General features: G+C 66.3%; 19 protein-coding genes. 8 read left to right on the top strand and 11 right to left on the bottom strand.

Annotation, left to right across the window (positions count from 1 at the left end):
• The 4 genes from N5J73_RS22215 to N5J73_RS22200 all read right to left on the bottom strand — a co-directional run.
• The coding region (locus N5J73_RS22215) for a ferredoxin--NADP reductase (protein WP_279941350.1) at positions 1 to 740 on the bottom strand (740 nt) is incomplete at its 3' end.
• Between the two features lie 79 nt (positions 741 to 819).
• Entirely contained in the window at positions 820 to 2,691 is a 1,872-nt protein-coding gene (locus tag N5J73_RS22210; protein WP_049449211.1) for an ABC transporter ATP-binding protein, read from the bottom strand.
• 190 nt (positions 2,692 to 2,881) lie between these two features.
• Complete coding sequence (locus tag N5J73_RS22205) at positions 2,882 to 3,331, bottom strand: carboxymuconolactone decarboxylase family protein (protein WP_049449209.1); 450 nt, start codon at positions 3,329 to 3,331, stop codon at positions 2,882 to 2,884.
• A 36-nt stretch (positions 3,332 to 3,367) separates the two neighbouring features.
• The gene (locus N5J73_RS22200; protein WP_049449207.1) at positions 3,368 to 4,264 is read right to left on the bottom strand and encodes an RNA polymerase sigma-70 factor; all 897 of its coding nucleotides are present in this window, start codon (positions 4,262 to 4,264) and stop codon (positions 3,368 to 3,370) included.
• A 147-nt stretch (positions 4,265 to 4,411) separates the two neighbouring features.
• Here N5J73_RS22200 and N5J73_RS22195 point away from each other — a divergent pair, with 147 nt between their 5' ends.
• From N5J73_RS22195 to N5J73_RS22180, 4 genes are all read left to right on the top strand, one after another.
• Positions 4,412 to 5,929, top strand: a complete 1,518-nt coding sequence (locus N5J73_RS22195) for a fumarate hydratase (protein ID WP_049449206.1) — start codon at positions 4,412 to 4,414, stop codon at positions 5,927 to 5,929.
• 119 nt (positions 5,930 to 6,048) lie between these two features.
• Positions 6,049 to 6,444: a hypothetical protein gene (locus N5J73_RS22190; protein WP_049449204.1), complete on the top strand. Its 396-nt coding sequence runs from the start codon at positions 6,049 to 6,051 to the stop codon at positions 6,442 to 6,444.
• Between the two features lie 75 nt (positions 6,445 to 6,519).
• A complete protein-coding gene (locus N5J73_RS22185) occupies positions 6,520 to 6,855 on the top strand; it encodes a hypothetical protein (protein ID WP_049449203.1) in 336 nt (111 codons plus the stop codon).
• 57 nt (positions 6,856 to 6,912) lie between these two features.
• On the top strand, positions 6,913 to 7,548 hold the full coding sequence (locus tag N5J73_RS22180; protein WP_049449201.1) for a glutathione S-transferase family protein: 636 nt from the start codon (positions 6,913 to 6,915) through the stop codon (positions 7,546 to 7,548).
• A gap of 112 nt (positions 7,549 to 7,660) precedes the next feature.
• On the opposite strand, the gene arsC is transcribed toward N5J73_RS22180, so the two are convergent.
• From arsC to N5J73_RS22165, 3 genes are all read right to left on the bottom strand, one after another.
• Complete coding sequence (arsC, locus tag N5J73_RS22175) at positions 7,661 to 8,002, bottom strand: arsenate reductase (glutaredoxin) (RefSeq protein WP_049449198.1); 342 nt, start codon at positions 8,000 to 8,002, stop codon at positions 7,661 to 7,663.
• The gene (locus N5J73_RS22170) at positions 8,002 to 9,156 is read right to left on the bottom strand and encodes a phospholipase A (RefSeq protein ID WP_049449197.1); all 1,155 of its coding nucleotides are present in this window, start codon (positions 9,154 to 9,156) and stop codon (positions 8,002 to 8,004) included. The genes arsC and N5J73_RS22170 overlap by 1 nt, the downstream gene beginning before the upstream one ends.
• Positions 9,157 to 9,274: 118 nt before the next feature.
• A complete protein-coding gene (locus N5J73_RS22165; protein ID WP_019337375.1) occupies positions 9,275 to 9,760 on the bottom strand; it encodes a DUF456 domain-containing protein in 486 nt (161 codons plus the stop codon).
• Between the two features lie 235 nt (positions 9,761 to 9,995).
• On the opposite strand from N5J73_RS22165, the gene N5J73_RS22160 reads away from it, so the two are divergent.
• Positions 9,996 to 10,205 carry a cold-shock protein gene (locus tag N5J73_RS22160; RefSeq protein WP_010486802.1) on the top strand — a complete coding sequence of 70 codons (210 nt, stop codon included), beginning with the start codon at positions 9,996 to 9,998 and terminating at the stop codon, positions 10,203 to 10,205.
• 72 nt (positions 10,206 to 10,277) lie between these two features.
• Here N5J73_RS22160 and N5J73_RS22155 read toward each other — a convergent pair whose 3' ends face one another.
• Positions 10,278 to 10,772, bottom strand: a complete 495-nt coding sequence (locus tag N5J73_RS22155) for a glycine zipper 2TM domain-containing protein (RefSeq protein ID WP_049449195.1) — start codon at positions 10,770 to 10,772, stop codon at positions 10,278 to 10,280.
• Between the two features lie 136 nt (positions 10,773 to 10,908).
• The gene (locus N5J73_RS22150) at positions 10,909 to 11,343 is read right to left on the bottom strand and encodes a cytochrome c (protein WP_049449193.1); all 435 of its coding nucleotides are present in this window, start codon (positions 11,341 to 11,343) and stop codon (positions 10,909 to 10,911) included.
• A gap of 80 nt (positions 11,344 to 11,423) precedes the next feature.
• Between N5J73_RS22150 and N5J73_RS22145 the strand changes: the two genes are divergently transcribed.
• On the top strand, positions 11,424 to 12,248 hold the full coding sequence (locus N5J73_RS22145; RefSeq protein ID WP_010486808.1) for a tRNA threonylcarbamoyladenosine dehydratase: 825 nt from the start codon (positions 11,424 to 11,426) through the stop codon (positions 12,246 to 12,248).
• 33 nt (positions 12,249 to 12,281) lie between these two features.
• On the opposite strand, the gene N5J73_RS22140 is transcribed toward N5J73_RS22145, so the two are convergent.
• Positions 12,282 to 13,055 (bottom strand): TatD family hydrolase, encoded by a 774-nt coding sequence (locus N5J73_RS22140; RefSeq protein WP_049449189.1) that lies wholly within the window; start codon positions 13,053 to 13,055, stop codon positions 12,282 to 12,284.
• Complete coding sequence (locus N5J73_RS22135) at positions 13,052 to 13,267, bottom strand: DUF6116 family protein (RefSeq protein WP_049449187.1); 216 nt, start codon at positions 13,265 to 13,267, stop codon at positions 13,052 to 13,054. The genes N5J73_RS22140 and N5J73_RS22135 overlap by 4 nt, the downstream gene beginning before the upstream one ends.
• A gap of 163 nt (positions 13,268 to 13,430) precedes the next feature.
• Between N5J73_RS22135 and N5J73_RS22130 the strand changes: the two genes are divergently transcribed.
• Both N5J73_RS22130 and N5J73_RS22125 read left to right on the top strand, forming a co-directional pair.
• On the top strand, positions 13,431 to 14,276 hold the full coding sequence (locus tag N5J73_RS22130; protein ID WP_010486814.1) for a glycine zipper 2TM domain-containing protein: 846 nt from the start codon (positions 13,431 to 13,433) through the stop codon (positions 14,274 to 14,276).
• A 126-nt stretch (positions 14,277 to 14,402) separates the two neighbouring features.
• Positions 14,403 to 14,940, top strand: a 538-nt coding sequence (locus N5J73_RS22125; protein ID WP_010486816.1) for a GNAT family N-acetyltransferase, incomplete at its 3' end; no start/stop codon positions are given.

The following is a 14,940-nucleotide window of genomic DNA, read 5'->3' as shown; positions in this document are numbered from 1 at the left end:
GGTTGGCCGATGCGAGGCGAGACCTGGAAGCCGCGGGCGTCGAGCACACTGCGCAGGTCGGCCAGCATCTGCGGGCTGCCGCAGATCATCGCGCGGTCGTTTTCCGGGTTCAGCTCCGGCAGGCCGAGGGTGCGCTGCATCTCTCCGCTCTCCATCAGCTGGGTCAGGCGGCCCTGGTTGGCGAACGGCTCACGGGTGACCGCCGGGTAGTACAGCAGCTTGTCGCCGATCATCTCGCCCAGAAACTCATGCTCGCGCAGTTCCTTCTCGAAGTAATCGCGATAGGCCAGGTCCTTTTCGTAGCGCACGCCGTGGCAGAGGATCACCTTCTCGAAGCGTTCGTAGGTTTCCGGGTCCTTGATGACCGACAGCCACGGTGCCATGCCGGTGCCGGTACCCAGCAGGTACAGGTTCTTGCCCGGGTGCAGGTCGCTGATCAGCAGGGTGCCGGTGGGTTTCTTGCCGACCAGCACCTTGTCGCCCGGCTTGATGTGCTGCAGACGCGAGGTCAGCGGGCCGTCCTGCACCTTGATGCTGAAGAACTCCAGGTGCTCTTCCCAGTTGGCGCTGGCGATGGAATACGCACGCAGCAGCGGCCGCGCCTCGGTTTCCAGGCCGATCATCACGAACTGGCCGTTCTCGAAGCGGAAGCCGCTGTCGCGGGTGGTGGTGAAACTGAAGTAGGCGTCGGTCCAGTGACGGACCTCAAGCACCGTTTCGGCGCCAAAAGCGGAGGACATGGGCGTATCTATCAAAAGTCGTCGGAGGGATTCTATCTCAAATGAGACAAGTTCTCATTGGGCGGAACGAGAGGCGTTCTCAGCGGTAACCGGCCGCCTGCAGCTCGAACAGCTCGGCATAACGGCCGCCTTCGGCCATCAGTTGCTCATGGGTGCCACTGGCCTCGATCCGGCCATCGGCCAGCACCAGGATGCGATCGGCCATGCGTACCGAAGAGAAGCGGTGGGAAATCAGCACTGCCGTACGATTATCCGCCAGCTCCCTGAACCGCTGGAACACTTCGAACTCACTGCGCGCATCCAGCGCTGCCGTTGGCTCATCCAGGATCATCACCTGGGCATTGCGCATCCACGCGCGGGCAATGGCGATCTTCTGCCACTGGCCGCCAGAAAGGTCCACGCCCTGCTTGAAGCGGCGGCCGATCAGCTGGTCGTAGCCGCCGGGCAGGTCGTCGATCACTTCCTCGGCCATGCCGCGCCGCGCGGCATCGGCGATGCGTGCCTGGTCATCCATCGCCTCGACCTGACCGACGCCGATGTTCTCGCCGGCGCTGAGGTTGTAGCGCACGAAGTCCTGGAAGATCACTCCGAGGTTGGCGCGCAGGTCGTCCAGGTCGTAGTCGCGCAGGTCGCGGCCATCGAGCAGGATGCGGCCCTCGTCCGGTTCGTACAGGCGTGCCAGCAGTTTGACCAGTGTGGTCTTGCCCGCGCCATTCTCGCCGACCAGGGCCAGCACTTCGCCGGCGTGCAGCTGGAAATCCAGATGGCGCACCGCCCATTGTTCGGCATCGGGATAGCGGAAGCCGACGTTCTCGAACACGAAACCCTGGCGGATCGGCTGCGGCACGCGCGCGGCGTCTTCCCGCGAGTGGATTTCCGGCTCGATCTGGAAGAACGAGAACAGGTCATCCAGGTACAGCGCCTGGCTGGCCACCTGCGAGAACCCGATCAGCAGGCCCTCCAGCAGCTGGCGCAGGCGAAGGAAGCTGCCGGCGAGGAAGGTCAGGTCGCCGATCGAGAAATCGCCGCGCACCGTGCGCCAGGCGATGTAGGCATAGGCGGTGTAGTAACCCAGCGTACCCAGCGCGGCCAGCAGCGTGCCCCAGAACGCGCGGCGCCGGGCCAGCGCCCGGTTGGCCTGGAACAACGCCACCGACAGGCGCCGGTAGCGCTCCACCAGGAAGCGGTGCAGGTTGTAGATCTTCACTTCCTTGGCCGTTTCCACGCTGGCGCCGAGTTGGCGCAGGTAGTCGAGCTGGCGGCGCTCGGGCGTCCACTGGAAGTTGAGGCTGTACCCGGCTGCGTTGAAGTGCGATTCGCCGATGAAGGCCGGCACCAGCGCCAGCGCCAGCAGCAGGATCAGCCACGGCGCATACACCAGCAGGCCGACGGCGAGGCTGGCCACGGTGATCGCGTCCTGCACCTGGCCGAACAGCTGGCTCATCAGGTTCATCCGGCCCATGGTCTGGCGCCGCGCGCGGTCCAGCTTGTCCTGCAGGTCCGGGTCCTCGAAGTCCTCCAGGTCCAGCGTTGCCGCGTGTTCCATCAGGCGGATGCTGGTGACGTTGGCGAACAGTTCGGAAAGCAGGGCGTCGGCATAGCTGACCAAACGGCCGAGCAGGTCCGAGGCGATGGCCAGGCCGAATTCCAGCGCCAGCAGGCCCAGCAGTGGATTCAGCACGCCGCTGGACAGCGCCTCCGCCAGCGGCGGGAAGCCCGCATCGTGCTGGCTCAGGTGCAGGGCGCTGTCGATGATCAGCTTGCCGACGTACAGCATCGCCACCGGCAGCAGGGCGCGGATCAGGCGCAGCCCGAGGCTGGCCAGGGTGAGCGCAGGGCTGGTCTGCCAGACCATGCGCAGGAACGGCGGCAGGTTGTGCATGGCCCTGAAGCGCTGGCGCAGGCTGGGTTTCTTCGCGGCGGCAGCGCCAGCGGTGGGGGGAGCAGGCATGCCCGTATTGTGCGCGCCGGATGCGTGCAGAGGGGGTCAGTGCAGGCGTGTGGCAGCGCCGGGGTCAGAGCCCTTTGCGACGCAAAGGGCTCTGACCCACCACATCCACGCATGGCGTGGATCTACCGTGTCGACCAAGGTCGACACCTACCAACAGCTGCAGAACCTGACCTGCCCGGCTGGCCTCTTTCTACGGCAGCGGCGGCAGCAGGCCCGCACCCAGCCGGTTCCAGGCATTGATCACTGCAATCCCCATGCTCAGGTCACTGATGCCCTTCTCATCGAAGTGCGGTGCCAGTGCATCGAACGCCGCCTGCGACGGCGCACCGTCGGTCAGCCGGGTCAGTGCCTCGGCCCAGCCCAGCGCTGCACGCTCGCGGGCATCGAAGAAACGGCTTTCGTGCCAGGCGGGCAGGGTGTCCAGCTTGCGCGGCTCGATGCCACCCTTGCGCAGCGCGGTGCCGTGCATGTCCATGCAGTAGCCGCAGCCGTTGAGCTGCGACACGCGCAGGAACACCAGTTCCATCAGGGTCGGATCGATCGAGCTGTCATGCACCGCTTGGCTGGTGGCCAGCAGGCCCTTGAAGGCATCGGCAGCCAGGCGGGTGTAGGGGACGCGGGGAGAAGTGTGATTGGACATCGGGGGCTCCACGGCGGCCACGATGGCCGCCTTTCACTACCAGGACGCCGCACCGTCACCGCGCGTGACAACCTTCGGCAACTTTTCCGGATTCAGCACGCTGTACACGTTGGCGATGCGGCCATCGACCACTTCGATGGTGGTGACCGAGTGCAGGCGGTCACCCTGGAAACGCAGGATCGCCGGCTCGCCGTTGACGTAGCCCAACTGCGCCGGATGCACCGCGCCGCGGCGGGCAATGGCCCAGAACAGGCGACCGATGCGCTCGGCGCCCAGCAGCGGGCGCACCGCTGCGGTGACCACACCGCCGCCGTCGGACATCAGCAACGCGTTGGTGTGCAGCAGGGCCTGGATCGCCTCGCTGTCGCCGCGCTGCGAGGCATCCATGAAGCGCGCCAGCAGCTGCCGGTGCTGGCTGGCATCGGCGTTGAAGCGCGGTCGTCCGGCCTGCAACCGCTGCCGGGCGCGGTGCACCAGCTGCCGGCAGTTGGCCTCGCTGTGGCCGATCAGGTCGGCGATTTCGCGGTAGTCGTGGTCAAAGGCCTCCTTCAGCAGGAAGGCGGCGCGTTCCTCGGGGCCGAGCTGTTCGAGCAGGGTCAGGAAGGCGACCGAGACGTCGTCGGCCAGCGCATGCAGCTGGGCCGGGCCGGGCGCCGGGTCGGGCTCCAGGGTGACCGCCAGCGGCTCGGCCAGCCACGGGCCGACGTAGTGCGCGCGCTCGCGCTTGGCCGCGCGCAGCCGGTCCAGGCCGAGCCGGGTGGTGGTGGTGACCAGCCAGGCTTCGGGGTCGCGGACGGCCGCCGGATCGGCACCGGACCAGCGCAGCCAGGCATCCTGGACCACGTCTTCGGCGTCGGCGCGACTGCCGAGCAGGCGGTAGGCCAGGGCCATCAGGCGCGGGCGGTGGGTCTGGAAAGCGGTTTCGGCGTTCATGTGGGCAAGGACGCCGCAGTGGCGCGTGGCGTGACAGAGGGCTTGCGGGGATATTGCCGGCCAGCGGCCGGTACTACCACCCTGCGGCCGGGGGAGGGGGTAAAATGGGGGGATTACCCCCGCCAGCCTCCAGCAAGCGAGCAAGTCGTGACATCGATCAAGCAGGAAGACCTCATCCAGTCCATCGCCGACGCGCTGCAGTACATCTCGTACTACCACCCGGTCGATTACATCAAGAACCTTGCCGCCGCCTACGAGCGCGAGGAGTCGCCGGCCGCGAAGGAAGCGATGGCGCAGATCCTGATCAATTCACGCATGTGCGCCGAAGGCCACCGTCCGATCTGCCAGGACACCGGCATCGTCACCGTGTTCCTGGAAATCGGCATGGACGTGCGTTGGGACGACGCCACCATGGGCGTGGAAGACATGGCCAATGAAGGCGTGCGCCGCGCCTACATGCACCCGGACAACAAGCTGCGCGCCTCGGTGCTGGCTGATCCGGCCGGCAAGCGCATCAACACCAGGGACAACACCCCGGGCGTGGTCAACGTGAAGGTGGTGCCGGGCAACAAGGTCGACGTGATCGTCGCCGCCAAGGGCGGTGGTTCGGAAGCGAAGACCAAGTTCGCCATGCTCAACCCGTCCGACTCGATCGTCGACTGGGTGCTGAAGACCGTGCCGACCATGGGCGCCGGCTGGTGCCCGCCGGGCATGCTCGGCATCGGCATCGGTGGCACCGCCGAGAAGGCGATGCTGCTGGCCAAGGAAGCGCTGATGGAGCCGATCGACATCACCGAGCTGCAGGCGCGTGGCGCGTCCAACCGCATCGAAGAGCTGCGCCTCGAGCTGTACGAGAAGGTCAACGCGCTGGGCATCGGTGCGCAGGGCCTGGGTGGTCTGACCACCGTGCTCGACATCAAGATCAACGACTACCCGACCCACGCGGCCAACCTGCCGGTGGCGATGATCCCGAACTGCGCGGCCACCCGCCATGCGCACTTCACCCTCGATGGCAGCGGCCCGGTGATGCTGGACCCGCCGTCGCTGGAAGACTGGCCGAAGCTGACCTACGACGCGTCCAAGGGCACCCGCGTGGACCTGGACACGATCACGCCGGAAGACGTGGCCAGCTGGAAGCCGGGCCAGACCCTGCTGCTCAACGGCAAGCTGCTGACCGGCCGCGATGCTGCGCACAAGCGCATGGTCGACATGCTCAACAAGGGCGAAGAACTGCCGGTCGATCTGAAGGGTCGCTTCATCTATTACGTCGGCCCGGTCGATCCGGTGCGCGACGAAGTGGTGGGCCCGGCCGGTCCGACCACGGCGACCCGCATGGACAAGTTCACCGAGCAGGTGCTGGCACAGACCGGCCTGCTGGGCATGGTCGGCAAGGCCGAGCGCGGCCCGGCCGCCATCGAGGCCATCAAGAAGCACAAGTCGGCCTACCTGATGGCCGTCGGTGGTTCGGCCTACCTGGTGTCCAAGGCGATCAAGGCGGCCAAGGTGGTCGGCTTCGCCGACCTGGGCATGGAAGCGATCTACGAGTTCACCGTGCAGGACATGCCGGTGACCGTGGCCGTCGACTCCACCGGTGAATCGGTGCACAAGACCGGCCCGCGCGAATGGCAGGCCCGCATCGGCAAGATTCCGGTGGTGGTGGAGTAATTCCCCGCACGCTTCGGTCCAGACAACGGCGCCCGTGTGGCGCCGTTGTCGTGTGCAGCCTGCCCGCACGCGGCCTGCTCTGCTAACGTGCTGGCTGACGCCTTGGAAGGGAGTCCATCGTGCTGAAGTGGTCGCGTGTTTTCGTGTTGCTGGTCGCTGCGCTGGCGTGCAGCGCCTGCGGGCCGCGTTACTTCGTTGAACCTCCAACCCACGAAGCGGGGAAGATCTGCGCGTCGGTCTGCGAGAGCCAGAAGGCGACGTGTGACTTCCACAACCGCGCCCGCGGCGAGTCGGAGCAGCGGCGCTGCGAAAGCGAGAAGAGCCGGATCATCAGCCGTTGCAGTGGTATCGCCGATGACAAGCAGCGGCACAACTGCGAAGGAGGCAACGGTGCCGGCAACTACTGTGGTCCCCCGGCGCTTCCTTCATGCAGTGCTCCTTACGCCCAGTGCCTTCTCTCCTGCGGCGGCACCGTGAATGAAGTCCGCACCGACACCGGTATTCCCGTGTACTGATCGGGGGGCGCTGGTGCATGCAGGAGCAACCGTGGTCTGCTAGGGTCGACACACCCACTGCACCAGGATGTGCCCATGCGCCTGCATCGATCCCTCCCGGCTGTGTTCCTGCTGGTCCTGGCTGGCTGCAGCACAACGTCGTCCTACGAAGGTGCGGATTTCTCCGCCTCCTCGCAGTGCCGCATGCAGTGCCAGGCCAGCTACCGCAGCTGCATGGCGAAGGGGAGCATCGGCAGCAATGACTTCAGCTGTGAACAACAGGTGGTGCCGGCGCCGGACAAGCGCTGCAAGGACGTTTCCAACCCCGAACTGCGCCGTTCCTGTGAACTGAAGGCGCATGACTGCACGATGCGCGCGCCGATGATGTCCTGTGGCGAACGCCGCGATACCTGCATGAGCAGTTGCGGCTGAGCGGCGACAACCGGTGTGGGCGCATAATCGGTCGATCCATCCACACAGGACCCGCGCATGAGCACCACGCTGTATGGTTCAACCAGCACCGCCGCCCTGGTGGTGCATTGGCTGCTGATCGAGCTGGGCATCGAGCACGAACTGGTGCTGCTGGATTTCGACGCGCGCGAGCACAAGTCAGCGCAGTACCTGGCACTGAATCCGGCCGGTGTGGTGCCGACGCTGCTCATCGATGGCCTGGTACTGACCGAAGCGGCGGCCATTGCGTTGTACCTGGCTGATCGCCATCCGGACGCCAACCTGCTGCCCGCGCTGGGCACGCCGCAGCGCGCCGATGCCTACCGCTGGATGTTCTGGTGTGCCAATACGCTGCAGCCGGCCTATCGCGCCTGGTTCTATCCGCATGAGGTGGCGGGCGAGGCGAACGTCGAGGCGAGTCGCGAGATGGCCCGTCAGCGCCTTGAAGCGGCCTGGCAGCATGTGGCCACGCACCTGCAGGCGCATGGCCCTTACCTGCTGGGCACCACGCCCTGCGTGGTCGACTACATGCTGGTGATGCTGATGCGCTGGTCGCGCAACATGCCGAAGCCCAGCGACACCTGGCCGGAGCTCAAGGCGCATGCCACGTCGATGAAGGCGCGCCCGGCGTTCGCCGAGGTGTACCGCCGCGAAGGCATCACCGACTGGCGGTAACCTGTTCTGTAGAGCCGAGCCATGCTCGGCTGCTGTTCGCGTGCAGTCCATGAATGCAGCCGAGCATGGCTCGGCTCTACCAACACGCTCCGCTACGCGGCGGCGGTGCGGATTACAGGATCTCCAGCACCGTTTCGGGCGGGCGGCACAGCCGCGTTCCCTTGGGCGTGCGCACCACGGGGCGGTTGATCAGGCGCGGGTGTTCGGCCATCGCGGCCAGCAGCGTGGCCTCGCCTGCATCTTCCAGGCCCAGTTCGGCGAACTGCGCTTCCTTGCTGCGCACCAGATCACGCGCGTTCAATCCGGATTCGGCCAGTACCTGGCGCAGTGTGGCCACATCGGGTGGATTGCCGAGGTACTCGATCACCTCCGGCTCAAAGCCCGCATCGCGAATCAGCTTCAATGCGCCGCGTGAATTGCTGCAGGCCGGGTTGTGCCAGATCGTCACGTCCATCAGAACCACTCCAGCAGGGACACGCCCACGCCCACGTAGGTAGCCTTGTGGTTGTAGTCGATCAGGCTTTCGCCGTAGCCGTCGAAGACCTGCACATGGCCGCGCAGCAGGTTGCTGATCGGGAAGCCGTAGTCCAGCTGCAGGGCGCCGTGCGAGCGGCTGCCGGTGCGCAGCGAATGGCGCGCCATCAAAGAGACTTCGTGGCCGTTGCGGTTCCAGGTCAGGGTCGCGTCACCGCGGCCCATGTAATCCTCGATGTCCGGGTTGTTGTCGTCGCTGCGCGTCTCGGGAATGCGGTACCACGGCCGCAGCACCAGCGCCCAGTTCTCACGGTCCAGGCCGATGTTGAGCATCACCCGGTTCCAGCTGCGCGACAGCGGATCAGCGCGGCCATTGGACTGGTGGTTCAGCGCGATGCCGGTCATGCGCCCGCGCCAGCCACCGATCGAATAGCCGTTGCGGAACACCATCATCACTTCCGGCTCGTAATTGGTTTCGCGGAACGGGCGCGAATCCTCGCCGTTGTAGGCCTGCCAGCGCGAGCTCTGGGTGTAGCCGGCCCAGATATCGCCGTTGTCGCCGAACAGGTTCTCGGCGATCTTGGTCTTGAAGCTGATCTGGAACTTCAGTTCGGCACTGTCCAGCACCTGCGGCGTGGTGACCGTGTTTGCCGGGTTCGGCGAATGCGGCGTGGTGTTGCGGTCGCTGGTCCAGAACGCCGGCAGCAGGTACACCGGCTTGTAGGCACGCAGCTGAAATGGACCCAGCTTGGAGTCTTCGGCCAGTTCCCAGCGGCTGTCCAGCAACGAACCACGGCCGGCGTTGGCCAGTGCGCTGTCCGGTGTTGCCGGACGGAACAGGTCGCTGACCCGTTCGCGCAGTTTCTCTTCGCCCTGGCTCACGCGTGCGGTCTTGCGCTCTTCGCGAAGGGCCTGCGCGGCCGCCTCGGCAGCGGCGTCGGCAGCCGCCGTGGCCTGCGGGGTGTGCGCGAACAGGCGGTCATAGCAGGCCAGGCGCGCCGCGTCGGTGGTGATGGCCGCGCAAGCGGCCGGCGAGGTGTCGGTGCTGGGCACGAACTCCTGCGCGGCCAGCGGCGCACTGGCCAAGGCCAGCGCCAGCGGTGCAAGGCGGGGAAGCAGCGAGGGGAGGGTCATTCCAGCAGGCCCTTCGGTGACTATGGGGATCGCACAGTGTGGCGGCTGCACCGCATCGCGGCCAGCCCCACGGTTTATGCACGGCCACTGCGTGCGTGTGGCGTGAAGGCTGCACCGGTCACAGGAACCAGGCGAAGGCGAACAGCCCCAGCATCGCGATCACCACCGCCAGCTTCAGCGCCAGGCCGAGCAGGATGCCGAGCCAGGTGGCCAGGCCGACCTTGGTCGAGCGGCCCAGCTCGCGGGTGTGCCAGTACTCGCCGAGCAGGGCGCCGATCAACGGGCCGGCGAACAGGCCGATCGGCATGAAGAACAGGCCGACGATGCTGCCGAGGAACGTGCCCCATAGCGCCTTCCGGCTGGCGCCCACCCGTTGTGCGCCCACCACTGTGGCCAGCACGTCCGCCAGCAGCGAGAGCACGGTCAGTACACCCAGTGCGACCAGGGTTGGCCAGCCCACATGGGCGAAGCCGTCGGCCCAGGCCGCCAGCAGCAGTCCGATGAATACCAGCGGGATGCCGGGGAGGGCTGGCAGGATGATCCCGGCGATGCCGACCAGGACAAAAATGACCGCTAGCAGATATAAGATGAATGAGAGTCCCATGCTGTCCCGTATGGTGGCCGTTTTGGGGTTGACAGTGAAAGATTTTGCCAGTTGATTTTTCGTTTTGGGCGGGTTAAGTTGCAGTCGCTGAGCTTGGCAAGGTCACCGTGGATCGTGGCCTGATGAAGCAAGATCTTCCCGATCCGCTGCATCGATGCACCTCGCTTCCCCCTTGCTTGTCAGCCGCCCACCAGGCGTTTCCAACAACAAGAGAGAGTCAAAGGGAGTTAGTGAGATGGCTGATCGCGAGACCGGTACCGTAAAGTGGTTCAATGATGCGAAGGGCTTCGGCTTCATCAGCCGGCAGAATGGCGAGGACGTGTTCGTGCACTTCCGCGCCATCGAGACCCAGGGCTTCAAGAGCCTCAAGGAAGGCCAGACTGTGAGCTTCGAAGTCGTGCAGGGCCAGAAGGGTCTGCAGGCTGACAAGGTCCAGCCGGTGTAATACCCGCCGCCTGTCGGCATGAAAAAGGCCCGCGCAAGCGGGCCTTTTTCTTTGCGCTTGGCCCGGTGCGGATCAGCGCAGGATGACCTTGCCGTTGACCACGCGCACATAGGTGTTCTCGCGGATGCCGCCGAGGTCACGCTGGTTGACCACGATGGTGCGGCCATCGTCCATGCGCACGCTGATGTCGTAGGTATCGCTGGTCACGTTCTTCTGGATCTGGTTGCCGGCCAGCGCGCCACCGACCGCGCCTGCGGCGGCGGCGATGTTCTTGTTGCCGCGGCTGCCGCCGGTGTGGTCGGAGATCTCATGGCCTGCCACGGCGCCGACGATGCCGCCGAGGATGGCGCCGGTAGCGCTGGGGGCGGTACGGCCGGACTGTACGGTGCTGATGCGGGTCACGATGCCGCAGTCGGCGCAGCGGCCCTGGTTGTAGCCACCATTGTTGCCGTAGCCGCCATTGTTGTAGCCGTTGTTGTAGCCACCACCGCCGTAGCCGGGTGAGGTGGCACAGCCTGCCAGGGCGAGGGTAGCGATGGCGCTGGCGGCAATGAGCTGGATCTTCATGGGGCGTCTCCTGGCCGTGAAGGCGGGTGTCTGGGGTGGTACTGCGTCATGCAGCAGGGTGGACGAATCGTCCCCTTTTGAACGTGAACGACGCGCCAACCGTGCGTGCCTTGCCCGGCTGCAGGATGAATGCGGCTCAGCGGAAGTCCTGGTGGCAGGCGCGGCAGTCAGCCTGCACGGTTTCCACCACTTGGGCCAAGGCCGTGCAATCGCTGGGCGGCGCGGCCAGGGCGGCGTTGAGGCTGCCGCGCAGCTGGCTGGCATGCTGCTGGAACTGCGCGTTGTCCTTCAGCCCGGGAAAGGCCAGATCGAGGTCGTTGGACAGCAGGCGCAGGGCCTGCAGGCGCGGTACGCTGTCGGCCAGGCTGCAGCGGTTCTGCTGCTGGGCCTGCTGCAGCAGCTCTGATTGCCGCTGCATGACCTGCATCAGGCTGTCCGGGAACGGGTCGCGGCGCGCCTGCAGGGCGCGGCCCACCATGACCGTGGCGATCAGGCCGATCAGCAGGCCCAGGCACAGCACGAACAGATAGCGGTAGGCGGTGGACGGGCGGCGGGGCGGGCTGGCGTTCATGGCGGGCTCTCCGGGCGTGCAACGGTGGGTTCGATGCCGGTGCGCTGCAGGCGCCGACGCCTGCACGTTAAAATAGCCGGATGAACGAACAGGTCAAACAACGCTTCGCCGGCATCGAACGGCTGTATGGCGTGGGTGCGCTCGAGCGCCTGCAGGGCAGCCGCGTGGCGGTGGTGGGCATGGGGGGTGTCGGCTCATGGGTGGTGGAAGCGCTGGCGCGCTCTGCGGTCGGTCACCTGACCCTGATCGATGCCGATGACATCTGCGTGTCCAATACCAACCGGCAGCTGCCGGCGATGGAAGGCAACTACGGCCGCAACAAGGCCGAGGCGATGGCCGAGCGCTGCCGCGCGATCAACCCGGACATCGAGGTTGATGCGGTGCAGGCGTTCCTGACGGTGTCCAACATGGCCGAGCTGCTGGACCGGGGCTTCGATCTGGTGATCGACGCCTGTGACAGCTTCCGGGTAAAGGTCGAGACGATTGCGTGGTGCCGCCGCCGCAAGCTGCCACTGCTGACCGTCGGCGCCGCCGGTGGGCGTACCGATCCCACCCTGGTGCGGATCCGCGATGTCTCGCGCACCGAGCACGATGCCATGCTGGCGCTGATCCGCAAAAAGCTGCGCAGCGAGTTCAATTTTCCGAAGAACGCCAAGCGCTATTTCGGTGTGCCGGCGGTGTATTCGCTGGAGAACGTGAAGTATCCGCAGGCTGATGGCAGCGTCTGTGGCATCCGCCCGAACCTCGGCGCCGATGCGGCGTTGAAGCTGGACTGCGGCGCCGGCCTGGGTGCGGCGACCCATATCACTGGCGCGTTCGCGTTCGCGGCGGTGGGCAAGGCGCTGGAAATGCTGCTGGAGCCGAAGAAAGTGAAGGCCGAAGCGGTAGAGGCCAGCGAGGTGTGATGGATCGTGCCGGCCAGCGGCCGGCACCTGCCGTTACATTGCCGGCAGCGCGAACAGGCGTCGTGCATTCTCCGTCGTGGCCTGGGCCACTGCGTCCAGCTCCATCCCGCGCAGCGCGGCCACGTGGCGGGCGATGACCGCCAGCCGCGCCGGTTCGTTGCGCTGGCCGCGGATGCCGGCGTCAGGCTGGTCGGGCGCGTCGGTCTCCAGCAGCAGTTGTTCCAGCGGCATTTCGCGCACCAGCCGCTGCAGGCGCTGCGCGCGGTCGTAGGTCAACGGGCCGCCGAGCCCGAGCAGGAAGCCCTGCCTGTGCAGTTGCGCCGCCTGTTCCGGACTGCCGGAAAAGCTGTGCACCACGCCGCGCAGGCTGCCGACGCGACGGATCGCGGCGATCACCGCATCCACCGCACGCCGTGCATGCACGATCACAGGCAGTTCGTACTCACGGGCCAGTTCCAGCTGACCGACGAAGTACGCCTGCTGCGCCTCGGCATCCAGGCCTTCGGCAAAGAAGTCCAGGCCGCATTCGCCGATCGCGCAGGGGCGTTCGCGCTCGATCCACTCGCGCAGCAGCGGCAGGTGGCCGGGCCGGTGCTCGGCCAGGAACATCGGGTGCAGGCCATAGGCCGGGTACAGTCCCGGTGCCTGCCTGCAGACCTCGCGCAGCTTCGGCCAGCTGCCAGCGGTCACCGCCGGCACCACCTGCAGCCGCACGCCAGCGGCCTGCGCGCGTGCGATCACGGCGGCGCGGTCACTGTCGAACTCGTCGGCATCGAGGTGGCAGTGGCTGTCGACCAGCAGGCTCAACGCTGTTCCAGCGGTGGTGGCGTGGCAGCGTTGCGGCGCTTCCAGTTGGCCAGCAGCAGGGTGCCGAAGCCCAATACCAGCTCATCGACGAACGGAATCGGGTCCGGGATGAACAGGGTCAGCGCGAACAGGCCGGCGGTGAGCTTGAACAGGGTGGGGTAGCGCAGCCGGCGTGCCCATTGCAGTACCGGCAGCAGCATCGGGTTGGCCATGGCGGGAATCCTCCTGGGGAATATGCAAACGCTACCACGGGCCCAGCATTTCCCGATGCTGAATGGGTTACGGGAATGAGCAGGAAATGTGGAGATTCCGTTCAGGCAGCGCATGCTGCAATCTGGTCCGAGAACGTTGCGGATGGTCCGCAAGGAGCAGGTCATGAAAAGCACAACTACAACTGTCCTGGTCGCAGCGGGCGCGCTGCTGGTCGGTGGTATCGCCACCGCCGCCTTCATGAAGAGCGGCGACACGTCGCCTGATTCCATCAGCGCCGGAACCCCCAATGGCGAATCGCGCCTGGTCGATGGCAACGCCACTGACGATGGCGCGCGTGGTGACACGCTCGACCCGTCGGCACCGCGTGGGCTGGAATATGCCGATGTGCTGAAGGTCGACCCGATCACCGAGAAGCAGAAGGCCTACGCCACCGTGATCGGCACCGATGCGGTGCGCGAGACCTCCACCACGCAGACACCGCATGAAGTCTGCCAGGACGTGACGGTGCAGGAGCGCCTGCCGGAACGTGACGGCAACGTCGGCGGCACCGTGGTCGGTGCCGTGGTGGGTGGCCTGCTGGGCAACCAGGTCGGCGGCGGCAACGGCAAGAAAGCCGCGACCGCAGCCGGTGCCGTGGCGGGTGGCTTCATCGGCAACCAGATCGACAAGCGCCATGTGGGGGGCCGCGTGGTCAACCGCACCGAGCGCCAGTGCCACACCGAGACCGCGACCTCCGAGTCGAGCCGCGTTACCGGCTACAACGTGACCTATCGCAACGAGGACGGCACCACCGGCACCATGCGCATGGCCAGCAAGCCGGGCAACCGCATTGCCATGGGTACCAACGACGTAGTGAAGGGTTACAACGTGACCTACCGCTACGACGGCGCCGAGAAGACCGTGCGCATGGACAACAAGCCGGCCAGCGATCGCCTGCCGGTGGTCGATGGCCAGCTGGTCACGCAGACCGCTGCCGCCGGTGCCACTGCGGCCACCACGCGCCAGTAGTCTGGAAGCAGCATGCAGTACCCCACGGGCCGGCTCATGCCGGCCCGTTTCGTTGCAGCCGGCGAAATTCATCCGTGCGGAGCGCGAATCCACCATCATGGACGCTTCCTTCGACATGGAGCCGGCATGAGCATTTTCGACCTGCGCATCGAAACAGAGCGCCTGATCCTGCGCCCACTGCTGCGCGAGGACTACGAACCCTACCTGGCGTTCTGCGCCGACGAGGAAACGATGCGCACCCTCGGTGGCGTGCAGCCGCCTTCGGTGGCCTGGCGTGGCTTCTGCAGCCTGGCCGGCGCCTGGCAGCTGTTCGGCTTCTCGATGTTCAGCGTGATCGAGAAATCCAGCGGCGACTGGATCGGGCGCATGGGTCCCTGGCAACCGCAGGACTGGCCTGGTACCGAGGTCGGCTGGGGCATCCGCCATGCCAGCTGGGGCAGGGGCTATGCGCCGGAAGCTGCGGTCGCCGCGATCGACTGGGCGTTCGACACGCTCGGGTGGGATGAGGTGATCCACACCATCGCCGAGAACAACGACAACTCGCGGGCGGTCGCGCGCAAGCTCGGCAGCACGATGCTGCGCATGGGGGAGCTGCCAGCGCCGTACAACGACAAGCCGATGCAGATCTGGGGCCAGTCGCGCGAGCAGTGGCGGCAGCGCCGTT

It is taken from the genome of Stenotrophomonas sp. GD03654 (assembly GCF_029845105.1).
Classification (GTDB): domain Bacteria; phylum Pseudomonadota; class Gammaproteobacteria; order Xanthomonadales; family Xanthomonadaceae; genus Stenotrophomonas; species Stenotrophomonas africana.
Note: the sequence above shows the minus strand (reverse complement) of the source record. Positions and strands in the feature narration are given on the sequence as shown.

Bases quoted from the DNA above. Each gene is read 5' to 3' on its own strand.
- N5J73_RS22210 (WP_049449211.1), bottom strand. From the start codon at position 2,691: ATGCCTGCTCCCCCCACCGCTGGCGCTGCCGCCGCGAAGAAACCCAGC.
- N5J73_RS22205 (WP_049449209.1), bottom strand. From the start codon at position 3,331: ATGTCCAATCACACTTCTCCCCGCGTCCCCTACACCCGCCTGGCTGCC.
- N5J73_RS22200 (WP_049449207.1), bottom strand. From the start codon at position 4,264: ATGAACGCCGAAACCGCTTTCCAGACCCACCGCCCGCGCCTGATGGCC.
- N5J73_RS22185 (WP_049449203.1), top strand. From the start codon at position 6,520: ATGCGCCTGCATCGATCCCTCCCGGCTGTGTTCCTGCTGGTCCTGGCT.
- N5J73_RS22180 (WP_049449201.1), top strand. From the start codon at position 6,913: ATGAGCACCACGCTGTATGGTTCAACCAGCACCGCCGCCCTGGTGGTG.
- arsC (WP_049449198.1), bottom strand. From the start codon at position 8,002: ATGGACGTGACGATCTGGCACAACCCGGCCTGCAGCAATTCACGCGGC.
- N5J73_RS22170 (WP_049449197.1), bottom strand. From the start codon at position 9,156: ATGACCCTCCCCTCGCTGCTTCCCCGCCTTGCACCGCTGGCGCTGGCC.
- N5J73_RS22165 (WP_019337375.1), bottom strand. From the start codon at position 9,760: ATGGGACTCTCATTCATCTTATATCTGCTAGCGGTCATTTTTGTCCTG.
- N5J73_RS22160 (WP_010486802.1), top strand. From the start codon at position 9,996: ATGGCTGATCGCGAGACCGGTACCGTAAAGTGGTTCAATGATGCGAAG.
- N5J73_RS22155 (WP_049449195.1), bottom strand. From the start codon at position 10,772: ATGAAGATCCAGCTCATTGCCGCCAGCGCCATCGCTACCCTCGCCCTG.
- N5J73_RS22150 (WP_049449193.1), bottom strand. From the start codon at position 11,343: ATGAACGCCAGCCCGCCCCGCCGCCCGTCCACCGCCTACCGCTATCTG.
- N5J73_RS22145 (WP_010486808.1), top strand. From the start codon at position 11,424: ATGAACGAACAGGTCAAACAACGCTTCGCCGGCATCGAACGGCTGTAT.
- N5J73_RS22135 (WP_049449187.1), bottom strand. From the start codon at position 13,267: ATGGCCAACCCGATGCTGCTGCCGGTACTGCAATGGGCACGCCGGCTG.
- N5J73_RS22130 (WP_010486814.1), top strand. From the start codon at position 13,431: ATGAAAAGCACAACTACAACTGTCCTGGTCGCAGCGGGCGCGCTGCTG.